The sequence below is a fragment of the Burkholderia sp. MS389 genome (assembly GCF_016899425.1).
Classification (GTDB): Bacteria; Pseudomonadota; Gammaproteobacteria; order Burkholderiales; family Burkholderiaceae; genus Burkholderia; species Burkholderia sola.
Map to the genome: position 1 here is coordinate 2,519,307 of NZ_CP045994.1, position 16,950 is coordinate 2,536,256.

Consider the following 16,950-nt stretch of genomic DNA (forward strand, 5'->3'; position numbering starts at 1 on the left):
ACCCCGACATGTCCGCCCCGCATTCGCCCGGCCATCCTGGCCGTCGCCCGCTTCGCCCCCTTCCCGCGCTGATTTTCATGAGCCGCTGGCTCCAGGTGCCGCTTTACCTCGGCCTGATCGTCGCGCAGGCCGTCTATGTGTTCCTGTTCCTGAAGGAAGTCTGGCACCTGCTGTCGCATGCGGCGGGCCTCGACGAAATCAGCGTGATGCTCGCCGTGCTCGGCCTGATCGACGTGGTGATGATCTCGAACCTGCTGATCATGGTGATCGTCGGCGGGTATGAAACGTTCGTGTCGCGGCTCGGCATCGAGGGCCACCCCGACGAGCCCGAATGGCTCGACCACGTGAACGCGGGCGTGCTGAAGGTCAAGCTGTCGATGGCGCTGATCAGCATTTCGTCGATCCACCTGCTGAAGACCTTCATCAACCCCGACCAGCACACGACGCACGCGATCATGTGGCAGGTGCTCATCCACGTGTCGTTCCTCGTGTCGGCGCTCGTGATGGCGTGGGTCGACCGCCTGACGACGCATACGCACCCGGCCCATTTCCACGAGGCGCATGCGCCCGCGGCGTCCCGACCGGCGGCCTGAACCGTCGGCAAACCATTCCCACTGTCCCCACAGAGTCTCAGCCATGACCGTCATCAAACAGGAAGACCTGATCCAGAGCATCGCGGATTCGCTGCAGTACATCAGCTACTACCACCCGCTCGACTACATCCAGGCCCTCGGCCGCGCGTACGAGCTGGAAGAGAGCCCGGCGGCGAAGGACGCGATTGCGCAGATCCTCACGAACAGCCGCATGTGCGCGGAAGGTAAGCGCCCGATCTGCCAGGACACCGGCATCGTGACGATCTTCGTGAAGGTCGGCATGGACGTGCGCTGGGACGGCGCGACGATGGGCCTCACCGACATGATCAACGAAGGCGTGCGCCGCGGTTACACGCACCCGGACAACGTGCTGCGCGCGTCGATCGTCAATCCGCCGGAAGGTGCCCGCAAGAACACGAAGGACAACACGCCGGCCGTGATCCACTACGAGATCGTGCCGGGCGACAAGGTCGACGTGCAGGTCGCGGCCAAGGGCGGCGGCTCGGAAAACAAGTCGAAGTTCGTGATGCTGAACCCGTCCGACTCGATCGTCGACTGGGTGCTGAAGACGGTCCCGACGATGGGTGCCGGCTGGTGCCCGCCGGGCATGCTCGGGATCGGCATCGGCGGCACCGCCGAGAAGGCGATGCTGATGGCGAAGGAATCGCTGATGGAGCCGATCGACATCCAGGAAATCATCGCGCGCGGCCCGAAGGACTGGGTCGAGGAACTGCGCGTGGAACTGCACGAGAAGGTCAACGCGCTCGGCATCGGCGCGCAGGGCCTCGGCGGCCTCGCGACCGTGCTCGACGTGAAGATCATGGCGGCGCCGACGCACGCGGCCTCGAAGCCGGTCGCGCTGATCCCGAACTGCGCGGCCACGCGCCACGCGCACTTCGTGCTCGACGGTTCGGGCCCGGCCAAGCTTGAAGCGCCGTCGCTCGATGCCTGGCCGAAGGTGCAGTGGGAGCCGAACACGGAAACCAGCAAGCGCGTCGACCTGAACACGCTGACGCCGGAAGAAGTCGCGAGCTGGACGCCGGGCCAGACGCTGCTGCTGTCCGGCAAGATGCTCACCGGCCGCGACGCCGCGCACAAGCGCATCGCCGACATGCTCGCGAAGGGCGAGCAGCTGCCGGTCGATTTCACGAACCGCGTGATCTACTACGTCGGCCCGGTCGATCCGGTGCGCGACGAAGTGGTCGGTCCGGCCGGCCCGACGACGGCCACGCGCATGGACAAGTTCACCGAGACGATGCTCGCTCAGACGGGTCTGATCTCGATGGTCGGCAAGGCCGAGCGCGGCCCGGTCGCGATCGACGCGATCAAGAAGCACAAGGCAGCCTACCTGATGGCGGTCGGCGGGGCGGCCTACCTCGTGTCGAAGGCGATCCGCGGCGCGAAGGTGCTCGCGTTCGAAGACCTCGGCATGGAAGCGATCTACGAGTTCGACGTGCAGGACATGCCTGTAACAGTTGCTGTCGATTCGTCGGGCACGTCGGTGCACCAGACCGGTCCGAAGGAGTGGCAAGCGAAGATCGGCAAGATCCCGGTCGCCACCGCTTAAGCGCGATCGAACGAAAGGCCGGACGGACGTCCGGCCTTTTTACTTCTCATTCTCATTATTGTGTTCGGCCGGTCGTTCGAGGCTGATTCTCATTACACGCGAAAGGCAGGCCCGACAAGGCTTCGAGGCTTGGCTTTTCTCGTTCGAGCGATTATCGTTCGGTTTCTGAAGCCCCACTGAACAAGGAATAGCCATGCAAGGCGACAAGAAAGTCATCGAATATCTGAACGCCCAACTGAAGAACGAACTCACGGCGATCAACCAGTACTTCCTGCATGCGCGCATGTACAAGCACTGGGGCCTCGAGAAGCTCGGCAAGCACGAATACGATGAGTCGATCGGCGAAATGAAACACGCCGACTGGCTGATCGAGCGCGTGTTCATGCTCGACGGCCTGCCGAACCTGCAGGACCTGCACAAGCTGCTCGTCGGCGAGGAAACCGAAGAGATCCTGAAGTGCGACCTGAAGCTCGAGCAGATCTCGCAGTCCACCTGCAAGGAAGCGATCGCCTACTGCGAATCGGTTCGCGACTACGTGTCGCGCGAGATCTTCGAAAAGATCCTCGACGACACCGAAGAGCACATCGACTGGCTCGAAACGCAGATCGACCTGATCGGCAAGGTCGGCCTGCAGAACTATCAGCAAACGATGATGGGTTCGGCCGAGTAATCGCACCGCCCGCCAGCCTGCCGCCCACCCGACGATGACGAACCCGTCCGCCGCACCCGCGCCGCGCGCCACCGCCCCTGTCGGCATCTTCGACTCGGGGCTCGGCGGCCTGTCGGTGCTGCGCGCCGCGCGCGCGCACCTGCCCGGCGAATCGTTCGTCTACGTCGCCGACTCGCACCACGCGCCGTATGGCCCGCGCGACGAGGCATTCATCACGGAACGCACGCTGGCGATCGGCGAGTGGCTCGCCCGCGAAGGCGCGAAAGCGCTCGTCATCGCGTGCAACACGGCCACGGCACGGGCGATCGCGGCCATCCGCGAACGCCTGTCGATCCCGCTCGTCGGCGTCGAGCCGGGCATCAAGCCGGCCGCCGCGCTGTCCACGACCGGCGTCGCGGGCGTCCTTGCGACGCAATCGACGCTGAACAGCCCGCGCTTCCAGGCACTGCTCGACCGCTACGGCGCCGGCCGCCGCTTCATCTGCCAGCCCGGCCACGGGCTCGTCGAAGCGATCGAACGCGGCGACACGAACTCGCCCGCATTGCGCGCGCTGCTCGAGCGTTACATCCAGCCGATGCTCGACGACGGCGCCGATACGCTGGTCCTCGGCTGCACGCACTACCCGTTCTTCACAGACACGATTCGTAACCTTGTTGGCGAGCGCCTGACGATCGTCGACACGAGCGATGCCATCGCGCGCCAGCTCGCGCGGGTGCTCGACGAGCGCAGTCTGCGCGCGCCGGCCGGCACGCATGCCGCGCCGCCGCGCTTCTGCTCGACGAGCGACGGCCTGCAACTGCGCGCGCTCGCGTCGACGCTGCTCGGCCTCGATGCGCCGGTCGAATCCGTCACCATTTCGTCGCCGAACGCGCGCGCCTGCGCGACCGCCTGACGCGGGCCGGTGCGCCCGCTCCCGCGACGACTTCGCCTTCCCCCGCCGTTTCAAGGGTCCGATGACCTTAAAAAAAGCCGGACCCAGGCTTGTCAACCTCCGCAAAATTAATGATAATAATTCGCATTAACGTTAGCTATCGCAACTCATCATGATCGTCTGCGTGTGCAAGTCTGTTTCGGATCGCAAGATTCGCGCGTCCCTCGCCGAGGGCGTGAACTCTTTCGATGAACTCCAGTTCGAGCTCGGCGTGGCCACGTGCTGCGGCAAGTGCGAGGAGTCCGTACGCGACCTCATGGCCGAGCAAGGCGTCTGCGCGAGCCGTTGCGGTGTCGAGCATCATGCGCATCCGATTCCGGTCACGTTCTACGACCGCAAGGCCGCCTGAGCGGCGCCGAGCGTGCGCATGCGGCCCAGGCCGCATTTTTTGTCTTGACCGTCAGCAAGCCACCGTCTGCGCGAGCCAACGGCTTACCTGCCAAGGAGCCTGTGATGGAATTGCTGATCGGATTCGTAACCACCGTTTGCATCTCGCTGCTGATCTTCCGCAAGTGATGCCGATTCACCCGCCGCGCCCCGGGTGCGACGTCGTTCTTTCAAGCTAACATGCAGGCTTCGCATCTCGCTCCTGCCGGCGCCATGCCGGCTGCACCACGTATGAATCCCCGAATGATCGTCGTCGCGGTCGGTGTGCTTGCCGCACACGCGATCATGCTGACGGCCGCGTGGCTCCATCGCAACGCACCGCCGCCGAAATCGGTCGAGGTCCAGACGATCACCGCGCAGCTCATCACGCCCGCGCCGATCGCGCAGCAGGTCGCGGCCGAGTCGATCCCGCAGCCGGCACCGCCGAAGCCCGTGCCGCGCGTAAAGCCGAAGGTCGAGCCGAAGCCGGTGCAAAAGGCGGCGAAGCCGACCCCGCAGCCGCTTGCGCCGTCGCCGGCCCCATCGCCCACACCCGCTCCCGCAGCCGATCCAACGCCGGCGCCGGCCGCGCCCGCTCCCGCGGCACCGGCCGCCACGCCGGGCCCGGCGCGCGAAACGATGCAGGTCAGCGCACCGAAGAACGTGCCGACGCTCCAATGCAACTTCGTGAAGCCCGACTATCCGTCGATGTCGCGCCGCCGCGGCGAATCGGGCACCGCCTATGTTCACTTCGTCGTCGGCGTGACCGGCAAGATCGAAAGCATCGATCTGCAGAAGAGCAGCGGCTATCCGCGCCTCGACGATGCCGCACTCGACGCGATGCGCTCGACCACCTGCCGCCCGTACGTCGAGAACGGCCAGGCGATCCGCGCCGCCCGCACACAGCCCTACAGCTTCGGGCTCACCGACTAACCTGCCTCATCCGGAAGATTCAAAGGAAACAAAAAATGCAAAGCTACGGTATCGCGCACGTCTGGGCGCAAGGTGATTTCGTCACGCGCGCCATCGCGATCACGCTGCTCGTGATGTCGGTCCTGTCGTGGATCGTGATCGTCATCAAGGGCTGGAACGTGATCCGCCTGAACCGCCTCACGAAGAATGCCGAACAGGCATTCTGGCATTCCGACAATTTCGACGACGGCATCAAGAAGCTCGGCCTCGCCGCATCGACGCCGAACGACAACCCGTTCCTCGCGCTCGCGCTGTCGGGCAAGGAAGCCGCCGACCACCACCATCAGACGCAACCGCACCTGCACGACCGCATGGACGTATCGGACTGGGTCACGCGCTGCCTGAAGGACACGATGGACGAAGGCATTTCGCGCATGCAGAGCGGCCTCGCGATCCTCGCATCGGTCGGCAGCACGGCGCCGTTCGTCGGCCTGTTCGGCACGGTCTGGGGCATCTATCACGCGCTGCTCGCGATCGGCGCCACCGGCCAGACGTCGATCGACCAGGTCGCGGGCCCGGTCGGCGAATCGCTGATCATGACGGCCTTCGGCCTGTTCGTCGCGATTCCCGCGGTGCTCGGCTACAACGCGCTGACCCGCGCGAACAAGGGCGTCGTCAGCAAGCTGCGCCGCTTCGCGCACGGCCTGCATGCGTACTTCGTGACGGGCGCGAGCCTCGCGTCGTCGTCGACGCGCGACGGCCTGCGTCTCGCATCGCGCGCCGCCAGCTGAGACGAGGTGAACCATGGCCATGAACACCGGTTTCAGCGACGATGACGACGATGCCGTGATGAGCGAGATCAACATGACGCCGCTCGTCGACGTCATGCTCGTCCTCCTGATCATTTTCCTCGTGACGATCCCGGCGATGCAGCATGCGGTGAAGATCGACCTGCCGCACGCCAGCAGCCAGCCCGTCGACGAAAAGCCGCAGACCGTCGACGTCGCGATCCAGGGCGACGGCACGATCCTGTGGGACGACCACACGGTCACGCGCGAACAGCTGCAGGCACGCATTGCGGAAGCTGCGAAGCGCACGCCGCAGCCGGAATTGCATCTGCGCGCGGACCGCAAGGTTGCCTACGAACACGTCGCGGAAGTGATGTCGGATGCGCAAGCTGGCGGCCTGACAAAACTCGGCTTCGTGACGGAGCCGGGCGCGAAAGCGAAGTAACGCACGCACGTTCCGCCGTCGCCAGTCGCCACTGCGCAGCTAGCCGGCCGTACCTAACCGGCCGTACCCAAAGTAAAAGGCCTTCATCGCCAGATGAAGGCCTTTTTTCATGCGCACGCGGGCGCCTTCGGGCGGCGGGCTCTTCGGCGGTATCGGTTACGCCTCGAGCAACGCAAATGCGACTCTGCCGTGGTCTGCACGGACTGCGCGTTCTGCCCTATCTGGCTCACAATATATGCGGCCACCTGATTTCGCTCAGAACTTCCTTCGCGAAATGGGATTTCAATATAGGCCCGCCCGCGCACGCATTCAAGGTTCCGGCGATTGAAACTTGCGATTGCAGCCGACGCTTCAATGACAAAACAAATTTGCGTCGTCGTGCGTGCCGTGTTCAGGTGGCCGAAACATCGGCTGCCGTTTCCTTCTTCGCACGCTCGGGGCAACCTGGCTCCTTGTATGCGCCATGGTCGAGCTTCTCGACCAGGTAATCGACGAACGCACGGACCGCGGGCGGCATCCCCTGACGCGACACGAACACCGCATACAGCTGCGGCACCGGCAGCGTCCAGCCCGGCATCACCGGCGACAGTTGCCCCGCGCGCAACGCGTTGCCGTACATCATCTCCGGCAGCGCCGCGATGCCGAGGCCGTCGAGCACGGCCTCGCGGATCGTCATCAGGTCGGCCGTCACGAGACGCGGATCATGCTCGTGCACGTGACGCGTTCCGTCCGGCGCGATCAGGTTGAATACGTGCCGGCCGTCGACGCTCGGCGTATCGAGCGTCTCGAAGCCGGTCAAGTCGTCCGGCGCCAGCGGCGGCGCGTTCTGGCTCAGCAGGCTCGGCGCGCCGACCAGCATCTGCTCGGTGCGCCACAGCGGCCGCACGACGATGTTCGCGTTCTGCGGCGGCTCCGAGCGCACGCGCAACGCGACGTCGATCGAATCCTCGAACAGGTCGATCACGCGATTCGTCACGCGCACATGCACCTTCACCTCGGGATAGCGGCGCAGGAATTCGGGCAGGATGCGCGACAGCATTGTCTGCGACAGCGTCACCGGCACGCTGACGCGCACCGAGCCGCGTGGCGACGCGCGCAATTGCTGCACCGCGTTCATCGCGGCCCGTGCTTCGGCGAGCATCGCCTGGCAATGCTGGTAGAACAGCTCCCCCGCCTCGGTCAGTGCGAGCTTGCGCGTCGAGCGCTGAAGCAGGCGCACGCCGAGCGCGGCCTCGAGCTCGGTCAGGCGCCGCGACAGACGCGATTTCGAGATGCCCAGCACGCGTTCGGCGGCCGAAAAGCCCCCATGTTCAACGACCTGCGAGAAGTACATCAGGTCGTTCAGGTTATGTGCATCGATATTCATCTCATCGTTCCAATTTCAGAACAATCCATTGCGAACCACCGCCAATCGAACGGGAAAACGCCCAATATAATAGCGCTATGTTTCAAAAATAACGCTATTCCGATGATTTCGAGGGCTTCCCATGACCACCGCTCGCTCGCTTGATCGCACCTACCCCGCGCTTCGCACCACCGAAGGCGGCGGTTTCGTGGTTCACCGCCCGTTCCCGACGCGGCTGCTGATGGATTTCGATCCGTTCCTGCTGCTCGATGAAATGGGCCCCGTCGACTACGCGCCCGGCGAAGCCGTGGGTGCGCCCGACCATCCGCATCGCGGCTTCGAGACCGTGACCTACGCGCTCGATGGACGCTTCCGCCATCGCGACTCGTCCGGCCATGCCGGCACGCTCGGCCCCGGCGACGTGCAGTGGATGACGGCCGGCGCCGGCGTCGTGCACAGCGAGATGCCCGAACCGGCGTTCGCTCGGGCAGGCGGACGCTCCCACGGCTTCCAGCTGTGGGTCAACCTGCCGCGCCGCGACAAGATGATCGCGCCGCGCTACCAGGAGATCCCGGCCGCCCGCATTCCGACCGCGACATCGCCGGACGGCCGCGCGCGCGTGCGCGTCATCGCGGGCGAAGCATTCGGCGTAAAAGCCGCGATCGAGACGCGCACGCCGATCCTCTACCAGCACTTCACGCTGGAGCCCGGTGCAACGGTCACGCAGCCCGTGCCGGCCGGTTATCGCGTGTTTGCCTATCCGATCGACGGAAGGGGCCTTTACGGGCCCGACAGGCAAGCTGTCGACGCACGGCACATGATCGTCTACGGCGACGATGGCGACACCGTCACGTTCGCTGCCGGCGACACGTCGCTCGACCTGCTGCTGATCGGCGGCGTGCCGCTCAACGAGCCGATCGTCCGTTACGGCCCGTTCGTGATGAATACCGAGGAAGAGATCCGGCAGGCTGTCGTCGACTATCAGACCGGTCGCATGGGTCGCATCGAAGCGTGAATCGGATCGGGTGGCAGGTGCCGCGAAGCCGATGGTTTTGCGTCACAATAACTTCTTGAACCATGTGGCCGCCCGCCACCAGAAGGAACCCGTCCCCTTGAACTTCGAACATCTGATCCAGATCAATTCCGACGATCCGGCCGTGCCAAGCCTCAACCGCGACCAGCTCTGGGAAGGTCTCGTCCTGCGTGCCGAACAGCCGCAACTGTTCGTGATCGGCCTCGACAGCTGCGTCATCCGCGAGCGGACAGACACGACGCTCGAACGCGAACTGCACTACGGCCACGCGACCGTGCGCGACCACGTGACGTTCACGCCGAACCAGCAGGTCCGCTACGACATCCGTGCGGCCGATGGCGAGATCGGTGGCTCGCTGACGATGACGATCGAGGAACGCGACGACCACGAGCTGTTCCTGCGTTTCGAGTACCGCACGACGCTGACGGTCACCGACGACAGCGAAGAAGCGCGACAGACGCACGGGATCGTCAAGGAGGCGTACCGCACGTCGGACATCGACACCGTTCGCCTGATCCGCGAATACGCGCAGGGTCGCAAGGACCCTGATCCGCTGCACTGAACCCGGCGGCGGCCCGCGGGCCGCCCTTTTGACTCAGGCTATCAGCCCAGACGAATCGATCGATAAAGAGTTTTTGTAAATGGGAATAGTTATCATTTAGAATTCATTCCATCGTATCGACAGTCACCGATCAAACCGAATGACCGACACCATGCGCCCGACCACGCTGACCCTGCGCCGCACCACGAGCACCGCAGCCAGCAGCCGCCAGAAGACGGCAGCGGTCACCACGCCGGCGAAACCCGCCGGCAACCGCGATGCAGGCACGCGGGTCGTCAACAGCGATGCGCTGCTGCAAGGCCAAAGCCACGTCAGCATCGCGCATAACGGAGAGACTTATCAGTTGCGGGCCACGCGGCTCGGCAAACTGATCCTGACGAAGTAACGACCGAGTATTGTGGGGACCACCTCCCTGAGAGGTGTTGGGCAGTAGCCAGCGTAACGGCTTGCACGCGAGATCTAGACCCCTTCGTGCAAACACACTCAAGCAGCCGTTGCAGCAAGCCAAGCCACTTTTTTGGTTCTCGCACAAGGAAGAAAAAAGCGACACGTCGATGGACGTGTCGCTTTTTTGTGTGGGCAGCCAATGTACGAAGCATGCCGCCCGCATGTATGTGGCTGGTCAGCCGAAGGAAGCGGCACGCGCCGCTTCAGAACCCCCAGAACATCAACCACCACGCGCTGTCGATGACGGCCAGGCCGACCGCGAACCACGCGAATGCCGCGAGCCGGCGCGGCCACGTCGCATAGCGCCCCGTCACCTGCCACGCGAGCCACGCACTCCATACGTTGGCGCCGACCAGAATCGCGATGCGCACATCGGTAGCCCAGCCGAGCGGCACATGCTCGGCGCGCAGCAACGACAGCGTCGTGGCCGACAGCCCGAGGAACACGCCCGCGCCCGCGATCGGGATCAGCGCCTGGGCGAGGTGATGCAGGCGCACGCGATCGAAACGGCCGAGCATCAATGTGGCGCCGGCCAGCAACACCAGCAGCGCCGTGCCGTACACGAGCCCCGTGCCGACGATGTAGCTGACGACCAGCCCGCCATCGAGCCAGGAGAACACGTCATTGCGATCCGGGTAGTGCGTGAGCAGGAACCACGGCGCATTGGTCTCGAGCGGCCACGTGATGTCCTGATCGATCAGCCAGCCCGCGAGCCATTGCTTGATCTGCACGAACCACGGGCTGACGGTCCAGTGGAACGCACCGATCGCCACGCCCAGCAAGCCGTACAGGATCAGCGCGGTGTCCCACGGATTGGCCCGCTCCGCACCGAGATTCACGACTTCGTCGGACGGCGAGCGCAGCGACAGCGAAATCGCGTCGCGGTGCCCGCTGCAGCGGCCGCACATATGGCAGTCCGCCGCGCCCTTCATGTTGCGCAACGGCACGAGCGGCGCGCAATTGATCGGAATCACGCGATGGCCGTGCTCGCCGTTCTTGTACGAACGGCGCCACGCATCCTCGTCGACCTTGTAGCGCATCGGCGCAAGCCGCGCGAGCAGCCCGAACACGCCGTTGACCGGGCACAGATACTTGCACCACACGCGCTTCTCGCGACCGTACAGCACGCCGATCACGATCGCGCCGACGGTCGAGCCGCCGAGCACGAACAGCACCGCGAGCGGGTACTGGTACACGCTGACCATCTGCCCGTAGATCGTCGTGATGCCGAACGCGACGAACGGCCAGCCGCCCCACCGGATCCAGCGCGGAATCGGGCCGCCGCGGCCGAACTTGCTCGCGTATTCGGTGAGCGCGCCCTCCGGGCACAGCACGCCGCACCACACGCGGCCGAGCATCACCATCGACAGCAGCACGAACGGCCACCAGATGCCCCAGAACGCGAACTGCGCGATGAGCGTGAGGTTGTTCCACAGATGCGCGGAATCGTCCGGCAGCGGCAGCACGGCCGGCACGATGATCAGGAACGCGTAGACGGCGACGACGATCCACTGGATACCCCGGATCAGCGCACCGTGGCGCTGCATCCACTGGCCGGCCTGCGCGAGCCAGCCCGGCTTGACGGCGGCGATAACGCTCATGCCGCGCGACCCGCTGCGACGGCCGGACGGCGGCTCGCACGCTTCATCAGCAGCCAGACGACCGCCCAGTAAACCGCATAGGCGACCAGGTTGGTCAGCGCCGGATGCGCGCGATAGCCGGTCAGCGTCGCGACGAGCGAACCGAACGTGCCCGAATCATCGAGGATCGCGGACGTGTCCCACACTTGCGAGATGCCGAGCGGCAGGATTTCCTTGTCGATCAGCTTGTCGACGCCGGTCTGGAACAGGCCCGCGCCGAGGAACAGCAGCATCACTTCGGTGACGCGGAAGAAATGCCGCCACGAGAAGTATTTGCCGCCGAGTTGCAGCAGATAGAACGTGAGGAACGCGAGGCCGAGACCGATCACGACCGCAAGCATCTGGCTGCCATCGACGTGGCCCGACTGGCCGAAACCGAGGCCGTACAGGAAGATCACCGTCTCGCTGCCTTCGCGCGCGATCGCGAGCGCGACCAGCACGGCGACGCCCCACCAGTTCGAATCGCGCGTGCTTTGCTGCAGCGATTGCTCCATGTCGCGCTTCAGCGTGCGGCCGTGCCGGCGCATCCACAGCACCATCTGCACGATCAGCACGCACGCGATCAGCACCATCGCCGTCTGGAAATAGTCCTGCGCGTCGCCGGACAACACTTCGGTGAACCCGACCAGCGCGGCGCCGAGGCCGACGGCCATCAGCAGGCCGACGCCGACGCCGGCCCAGAGGAAAGGCAGGCCGCGGCGCGCGTCGTCGTCGCCGTTTTTCAGCCATGCATAGAGAATGCCGACGACGAGCAGCGCTTCGACGCTCTCCCGCCAGACGATGAACAAGATCTGACCCATCGATACCTCCTGACGCGCGGGGCAAGGGACTGGCGCGCCCGCGCGCAGATAAAACGCGTTACTTCGCGACGATCACGCCCTGTGCCTGCTGGTGGAAATCGTCGAAAAACTTGTATTCGCCCGGCGACAGCGGGGCGACGACGACGAACGAGTCGGCGCCCGGCGCGAGCACCTTCTCCTTGCGCAACTGCACGCTCTCGAATTCGGCGGCACCCTTGCCGGTGTTCCTGATCTCGATTTTGAAACGCTGGCCGGCCGGCACTTCGATGCGGGCGGGGTTCAGCTTGCCGTCCGTCATCTCGAGCTTGAACGTCGGCAGATCGGCCGCATGGGCCGCGCCGGCAAGCCACAGCGCAGCGGCTGCGGCGACGATTTTCTGGGGAATTTTCATACTGGGTTCTCTACGCCGACGGCGCGCCGAAGCGCGCCGTTCGTGATGCCACCGATCAGTAACCGCCCTTCTTGCCGATACCGGCGAACGGGAAGTCGTACTCGAGCGTGATGGGCTTGAACCACGGGCCCACGCCCGTTTCCTTGTCGACGTGGCGACCGAACGCCATGTGACCGGACTGCATCGGCGGCTTGACGACCAGCGTCAGGTGGTACTTGCCTGGGCCGGCGAGCTTCACGTTGTCGCCGTAGTGCGGGCCGTCGCTCGCAACCATGCCCATCAGGTCGCCTTCGGCCTTCCACTTCGTGTCGCCCTGCTTCGTCAGCTTGTAGGTGACCTGCAGGTACGGCATCCAGTCGCCTTCCGCGAAACCGGTCGGGTTGTTCTTGACCGCATGGATGTCGGCCTCAAGGTGGATGTCGGAATCCGACGCCTTGCGCATCATGCCTTCCGGGTCCATCGTGATCGGCTGCAGATACACCGCGCCGATTTCCATGCCGCCCTGGATCTGCTGCTTGCCGATCGGATACTCGGCAGCCGAGGCCGACATCGCGGCCAGCGCCGCCGCTACCGCAACCGTCGTGCGGATGAACGAAGAACCCAACATGGACACTCCTTGTTATTTGTCTGACTATCTTGACGACATGCGGGCCGCCGCCGGGCCGCCCGCTGGAAACACTAACGCGACGAAGAACGTTAATGCGAACTATTCTCAATACATGGGGAGTTTAGCACCGAACCCGTTCCGGAACAAACGGAGAGCGCCGTAAACCCCTGATCCGACAAGGCTTACAGGCGCTTTACCAAAAGGATACGGTGACGTTTGGAAAGATTTACCGCCCGCCGCTGATGTGGTCGCCGACGTTCGCGCCGAACACGCGTTCGCGCAGCACGGCAAGCTGGTCGCGGGTCGCGGCGGCCTTCTCGAACTCGAGGTTCTTCGCGTAGTCGGCCATCTGCTTCTCGAGGCGCTTGATTTCCTTCGCGAGCTGCTTTTCCGACATGTCCTCGAATTTCGCGCGCTGCTGCGCCTCCTTCAGCTCCGCACGCGCGTCGTCGGCGTTGTAGACGCCGTCGATGATGTCCTTGATGCGCTTCACGACGCCGCGCGGCGTGATGCCCATCTTTTCGTTGTACGCGATCTGCTTCGCGCGGCGCCGCTCGGTTTCGCCGATCGCGCGCTTCATCGACTCGGTCATGTTGTCCGCGTAGAGGATCGCCTTGCCGTTCACGTTCCGCGCGGCGCGGCCGATCGTCTGGATCAGCGAGCGCTCGGCGCGCAGGAAGCCTTCCTTGTCCGCGTCGAGGATCGCGACGAGCGACACTTCGGGAATGTCGAGGCCCTCGCGCAGCAGGTTGATCCCGACCAGCACGTCGAACGTGCCGAGCCGCAGGTCGCGGATGATCTCGACGCGCTCGACCGTATCGATGTCGCTGTGCAGGTAACGCACCTTGACGCCATGGTCGGCCAGGAACTCGGTCAGCTGTTCGGCCATGCGCTTCGTCAGCGTCGTGATCAGCACGCGCTCGCCGGCCTTCACGCGCGCGTTGATCTCGGTCAGCACGTCGTCGACCTGCGAGCTCGCCGGCCGCACCTCGATTTCCGGATCGACGAGGCCCGTCGGTCGCACGACCTGCTCGGCGATCTGCCCCGTCACGCGCTTCTCGTAGTCGGCCGGCGTGGCCGACACGAACACGACCTGCCGCATCTTGCGCTCGAACTCGGGGAACTTCAGCGGCCGGTTGTCAAGCGCGGACGGCAGGCGAAACCCGTAATTGACGAGGTTTTCCTTGCGTGCGCGGTCGCCGTTGTACATGCCGTTCAGCTGGCCGATCAGCACGTGCGATTCGTCGAGCAGCATCAGCGCATCGGGCGGCAGGTAGTCGACGAGCGTCGGCGGCGGATCGCCGGGCGCCGCGCCCGAGAAATGCCGCGAATAGTTCTCGATGCCCTTGCAGAAGCCGAGCTCCTGCAGCATCTCGAGATCGAAGCGCGTGCGCTGCTCGAGGCGCTGCGCCTCGACGAGCTTGCCTTCGCGATGGAAGAACTCGAGCCGTTCGCGCAATTCGTCCTTGATCGTCTCGACCGCGCGCATCACGGTGTCGCGCGGCGTCACGTAGTGCGACGACGGATACACGGTGAAACGCGGAATCTTCTGCCGCACGCGCCCGGTCAGCGGGTCGAACAGGTGCAGCGTCTCGACCTCGTCGTCGAACAGCTCGACGCGCACGGCCATTTCCGCGTGTTCGGCGGGGAAGATGTCGATCGTGTCGCCGCGCACGCGGAACGTGCCGCGCTGGAAATCCTGCTCGTTGCGCGTGTATTGCATCGCGATCAGCCGCGCGATCACGTCGCGCTGGCCGAGCTTGTCGCCGGTTCGCAGCGTCAGGATCATCTGGTGGTATTCGGACGGATTGCCGATACCGTAGATCGCCGACACCGTCGCGACGATCACCACGTCGCGGCGCTCCATCAGGCTCTTCGTCGCCGACAGCCGCATCTGCTCGATGTGCTCGTTGATCGACGAATCCTTCTCGATGAACAGGTCGCGCTGCGGCACGTAGGCCTCAGGCTGGTAGTAGTCGTAGTACGAGACGAAATACTCGACCGCGTTGCGCGGGAAGAACTCCCGGAACTCCGCGTAAAGCTGGGCCGCGAGCGTCTTGTTCGGCGCGAACACGATCGCCGGGCGGCCGAGCCGCGCGATCGTGTTCGCCATCGTGAAGGTCTTGCCCGAACCGGTTACGCCGAGCAGCGTCTGGAAGGCAAGGCCGTCGCCGACGCCTTCGACGAGCGTGTCGATCGCGGTCGGCTGGTCGCCCGCGGGCGGATAGGGCTGGTAAAGCTGGAACGGCGACCCTTCGAAAGTGACGAATTTGGATTCGTCGAGCGCGTCGCCGACTTCGGCATGATGTTCGGACATGGAATGCGGCCGGAGCAAGGGCAAAGAAAGCATTCTAGCGCTTCGCGGCCGTGCGAACTGCTGTCGACTCCTGACGCGCGACGGCCGCCCGAAATCGCGATTCGTCGCCCTGATCGCGACGGAATGACCGCCCCCGCCAGCACGAATTCGCTACAATGTCAGGCTGCTGCGCTTCCCGGCGTCGCGCCGCAGGCGCGGTCCACTGCGCCCGCCCCGCCGGTTGAAAGCCTGACCCTCTTTTCACTACTGCCGAATCATCATGTCGCTCTTCTCCGCTGTCCAGCTTGCTCCCCGCGACCCGATCCTGGGCCTGAACGAAGCCTTCAACGCCGATGCGCGTCCGACCAAGGTCAACCTCGGCGTCGGCGTGTACACGAACGAAGACGGCAAGATTCCGCTGCTGCGCGCGGTTCGCGACGCGGAAAAGGCGCGTGTCGAGGCCGGCCTGCCGCGCGGTTACCTGCCGATCGACGGGATCGCCGCCTACGATGCAGCCGTGCAGAAGCTGCTGCTCGGCAACGACTCGCCGCTGATCGCGGCGGGCCGCGTGGTCACGGCCCAGGCACTGGGCGGCACCGGCGCGCTGAAGATCGGCGCCGATTTCCTGCGCACCCTGAACCCGAACGTGAAGGTCGCGATCAGCGATCCGAGCTGGGAAAACCATCGCGCACTGTTCGAAGCGGCCGGCTTCGAGGTCGTCGCGTACCCGTACTACGACGCGGCCACCCACGGCGTGAACTTCGAAGGCATGCTGTCGGCGCTGAACGGCTATGCGGCCGGCACGGTCGTCGTGCTGCACGCGTGCTGCCACAACCCGACCGGCGTGGACCTGACCGAAGCGCAATGGCAACAGGTCGTCGACGTCGTGAAGGCGCGCAACCTCGTGCCGTTCCTCGACATGGCCTACCAGGGCTTCGGCGAGAACATCGAAGCCGATGCCGCTGCCGTGCGCCTGTTTGCCGCGGCCGACCTGAACGCGTTCGTGTCGTCGTCGTTCTCGAAGTCGTTCTCGCTGTACGGCGAGCGCGTCGGCGCGCTGTCGATCATCACGTCGAGCAAGGAAGAAGCCACGCGCGTGCTGTCGCAACTGAAGCGCGTGATCCGCACGAACTACTCGAACCCGCCGACCCACGGCGGCGCAGTGGTCGCAGCGGTGCTCGCGTCGCCGGAACTGCACGCTTCGTGGGTGCAGGAACTCGGCGAAATGCGCGATCGCATCCGCGCGATGCGCAATGGTCTCGTCGAACGCCTGAAGGCGAGCGGCGTCGATCGTGACTTCAGCTTCATCAACGCGCAGCGCGGGATGTTCTCGTATTCGGGCCTGACCTCGGCACAAGTCGATCGCCTGCGCGACGAGTTCGGCATCTATGCGGTCGGCACGGGCCGGATTTGCGTCGCCGCGCTGAATATGCGGAACCTCGACGCGGTCGCCAATGCGGTCGCAGCGGTCCTGAAGTAAAGCCACGCCGGGAGGCGGCTGTCACCGGCCCCGCCCTGCCGACATGAAAAACGCGCTCCACGGAGCGCGTTTTTTTG

The 16,950-nt window shown here is 64.9% G+C and carries 18 protein-coding genes; 12 read left to right on the forward strand and 6 right to left on the reverse strand.

Annotated elements, in window-relative coordinates; genetic code table 11:
- Positions 1 to 8 precede the first annotated feature (8 nt).
- The 8 genes from GJG85_RS11660 to GJG85_RS11695 all read left to right on the forward strand — a co-directional run bounded on the left by GJG85_RS11660 (position 9) and on the right by GJG85_RS11695 (position 6,272).
- Positions 9 to 593, forward strand: coding sequence for a TIGR00645 family protein (locus GJG85_RS11660; RefSeq protein WP_050018193.1), 585 nt, complete (start codon positions 9 to 11; stop codon positions 591 to 593).
- Positions 594 to 636: 43 nt separating this feature from the next.
- Positions 637 to 2,160 (forward strand): fumarate hydratase, encoded by a 1,524-nt coding sequence (locus GJG85_RS11665; protein WP_050018192.1) that lies wholly within the window; start codon positions 637 to 639, stop codon positions 2,158 to 2,160.
- 193 nt (positions 2,161 to 2,353) lie between these two features.
- Complete coding sequence (gene bfr / locus GJG85_RS11670) at positions 2,354 to 2,830, forward strand: bacterioferritin (protein WP_043188739.1); 477 nt, start codon at positions 2,354 to 2,356, stop codon at positions 2,828 to 2,830.
- A gap of 34 nt (positions 2,831 to 2,864) precedes the next feature.
- On the forward strand, positions 2,865 to 3,722 hold the full coding sequence (gene murI, locus GJG85_RS11675) for a glutamate racemase (RefSeq protein WP_089488614.1): 858 nt from the start codon (positions 2,865 to 2,867) through the stop codon (positions 3,720 to 3,722).
- Between the two features lie 151 nt (positions 3,723 to 3,873).
- The gene (locus GJG85_RS11680) at positions 3,874 to 4,110 is read left to right on the forward strand and encodes a (2Fe-2S)-binding protein (protein WP_006482749.1); all 237 of its coding nucleotides are present in this window, start codon (positions 3,874 to 3,876) and stop codon (positions 4,108 to 4,110) included.
- Positions 4,111 to 4,328: 218 nt separating this feature from the next.
- On the forward strand, positions 4,329 to 5,060 hold the full coding sequence (locus GJG85_RS11685) for an energy transducer TonB (RefSeq protein WP_050018190.1): 732 nt from the start codon (positions 4,329 to 4,331) through the stop codon (positions 5,058 to 5,060).
- Positions 5,061 to 5,095: 35 nt separating this feature from the next.
- Complete coding sequence (locus GJG85_RS11690; protein ID WP_006483875.1) at positions 5,096 to 5,830, forward strand: MotA/TolQ/ExbB proton channel family protein; 735 nt, start codon at positions 5,096 to 5,098, stop codon at positions 5,828 to 5,830.
- 13 nt (positions 5,831 to 5,843) lie between these two features.
- On the forward strand, positions 5,844 to 6,272 hold the full coding sequence (locus tag GJG85_RS11695) for a biopolymer transporter ExbD (RefSeq protein ID WP_006478310.1): 429 nt from the start codon (positions 5,844 to 5,846) through the stop codon (positions 6,270 to 6,272).
- Between the two features lie 391 nt (positions 6,273 to 6,663).
- Here the strand turns inward: GJG85_RS11695 and GJG85_RS11700 are convergent, their stop codons facing one another.
- Positions 6,664 to 7,638, reverse strand: a complete 975-nt coding sequence (locus GJG85_RS11700) for a LysR substrate-binding domain-containing protein (protein WP_050018189.1) — start codon at positions 7,636 to 7,638, stop codon at positions 6,664 to 6,666.
- Positions 7,639 to 7,759: 121 nt separating this feature from the next.
- Between GJG85_RS11700 and GJG85_RS11705 the strand changes: the two genes are divergently transcribed.
- From GJG85_RS11705 to GJG85_RS11715, 3 genes are all read left to right on the forward strand, one after another.
- Positions 7,760 to 8,632 carry a pirin family protein gene (locus tag GJG85_RS11705; RefSeq protein WP_050018188.1) on the forward strand — a complete coding sequence of 291 codons (873 nt, stop codon included), beginning with the start codon at positions 7,760 to 7,762 and terminating at the stop codon, positions 8,630 to 8,632.
- Between the two features lie 97 nt (positions 8,633 to 8,729).
- Positions 8,730 to 9,212, forward strand: a complete 483-nt coding sequence (locus tag GJG85_RS11710; protein ID WP_050018187.1) for an SRPBCC family protein — start codon at positions 8,730 to 8,732, stop codon at positions 9,210 to 9,212.
- 139 nt (positions 9,213 to 9,351) lie between these two features.
- Positions 9,352 to 9,597, forward strand: coding sequence for a hemin uptake protein HemP (locus GJG85_RS11715; protein ID WP_050018186.1), 246 nt, complete (start codon positions 9,352 to 9,354; stop codon positions 9,595 to 9,597).
- A gap of 265 nt (positions 9,598 to 9,862) precedes the next feature.
- On the opposite strand, the gene GJG85_RS11720 is transcribed toward GJG85_RS11715, so the two are convergent.
- From GJG85_RS11720 to uvrB, 5 genes are all read right to left on the reverse strand, one after another.
- Positions 9,863 to 11,260, reverse strand: a complete 1,398-nt coding sequence (locus GJG85_RS11720) for a 4Fe-4S binding protein (RefSeq protein ID WP_050018185.1) — start codon at positions 11,258 to 11,260, stop codon at positions 9,863 to 9,865.
- Entirely contained in the window at positions 11,257 to 12,099 is an 843-nt protein-coding gene (locus GJG85_RS11725; protein WP_027784952.1) for an FTR1 family protein, read from the reverse strand. The genes GJG85_RS11720 and GJG85_RS11725 overlap by 4 nt, the downstream gene beginning before the upstream one ends.
- Positions 12,100 to 12,157: 58 nt before the next feature.
- Positions 12,158 to 12,490 (reverse strand): cupredoxin domain-containing protein, encoded by a 333-nt coding sequence (locus tag GJG85_RS11730; protein ID WP_006478303.1) that lies wholly within the window; start codon positions 12,488 to 12,490, stop codon positions 12,158 to 12,160.
- Positions 12,491 to 12,545: 55 nt separating this feature from the next.
- Positions 12,546 to 13,097, reverse strand: coding sequence for an iron transporter (locus tag GJG85_RS11735; RefSeq protein ID WP_050018184.1), 552 nt, complete (start codon positions 13,095 to 13,097; stop codon positions 12,546 to 12,548).
- A gap of 226 nt (positions 13,098 to 13,323) precedes the next feature.
- Entirely contained in the window at positions 13,324 to 15,414 is a 2,091-nt protein-coding gene (gene uvrB / locus GJG85_RS11740; RefSeq protein ID WP_050018183.1) for an excinuclease ABC subunit UvrB, read from the reverse strand.
- A 259-nt stretch (positions 15,415 to 15,673) separates the two neighbouring features.
- Between uvrB and GJG85_RS11745 the strand changes: the two genes are divergently transcribed.
- On the forward strand, positions 15,674 to 16,873 hold the full coding sequence (locus tag GJG85_RS11745) for an amino acid aminotransferase (RefSeq protein WP_050018182.1): 1,200 nt from the start codon (positions 15,674 to 15,676) through the stop codon (positions 16,871 to 16,873).
- Positions 16,874 to 16,950: the final 77 nt, after the last annotated feature.

Coding starts and splice junctions, on each gene's coding strand:
- GJG85_RS11660 (WP_050018193.1), top strand. CDS start 9: ATGTCCGCCCCGCATTCGCCCGGCCATCCTGGCCGTCGCCCGCTTCGC.
- GJG85_RS11665 (WP_050018192.1), top strand. CDS start 637: ATGACCGTCATCAAACAGGAAGACCTGATCCAGAGCATCGCGGATTCG.
- bfr (WP_043188739.1), top strand. CDS start 2,354: ATGCAAGGCGACAAGAAAGTCATCGAATATCTGAACGCCCAACTGAAG.
- murI (WP_089488614.1), top strand. CDS start 2,865: ATGACGAACCCGTCCGCCGCACCCGCGCCGCGCGCCACCGCCCCTGTC.
- GJG85_RS11680 (WP_006482749.1), top strand. CDS start 3,874: ATGATCGTCTGCGTGTGCAAGTCTGTTTCGGATCGCAAGATTCGCGCG.
- GJG85_RS11685 (WP_050018190.1), top strand. CDS start 4,329: ATGCAGGCTTCGCATCTCGCTCCTGCCGGCGCCATGCCGGCTGCACCA.
- GJG85_RS11690 (WP_006483875.1), top strand. CDS start 5,096: ATGCAAAGCTACGGTATCGCGCACGTCTGGGCGCAAGGTGATTTCGTC.
- GJG85_RS11695 (WP_006478310.1), top strand. CDS start 5,844: ATGGCCATGAACACCGGTTTCAGCGACGATGACGACGATGCCGTGATG.
- GJG85_RS11700 (WP_050018189.1), bottom strand. CDS start 7,638: ATGAATATCGATGCACATAACCTGAACGACCTGATGTACTTCTCGCAG.
- GJG85_RS11705 (WP_050018188.1), top strand. CDS start 7,760: ATGACCACCGCTCGCTCGCTTGATCGCACCTACCCCGCGCTTCGCACC.
- GJG85_RS11715 (WP_050018186.1), top strand. CDS start 9,352: ATGACCGACACCATGCGCCCGACCACGCTGACCCTGCGCCGCACCACG.
- GJG85_RS11720 (WP_050018185.1), bottom strand. CDS start 11,260: ATGAGCGTTATCGCCGCCGTCAAGCCGGGCTGGCTCGCGCAGGCCGGC.
- GJG85_RS11725 (WP_027784952.1), bottom strand. CDS start 12,099: ATGGGTCAGATCTTGTTCATCGTCTGGCGGGAGAGCGTCGAAGCGCTG.
- GJG85_RS11730 (WP_006478303.1), bottom strand. CDS start 12,490: ATGAAAATTCCCCAGAAAATCGTCGCCGCAGCCGCTGCGCTGTGGCTT.
- GJG85_RS11735 (WP_050018184.1), bottom strand. CDS start 13,097: ATGTTGGGTTCTTCGTTCATCCGCACGACGGTTGCGGTAGCGGCGGCG.
- uvrB (WP_050018183.1), bottom strand. CDS start 15,414: ATGTCCGAACATCATGCCGAAGTCGGCGACGCGCTCGACGAATCCAAA.
- GJG85_RS11745 (WP_050018182.1), top strand. CDS start 15,674: ATGTCGCTCTTCTCCGCTGTCCAGCTTGCTCCCCGCGACCCGATCCTG.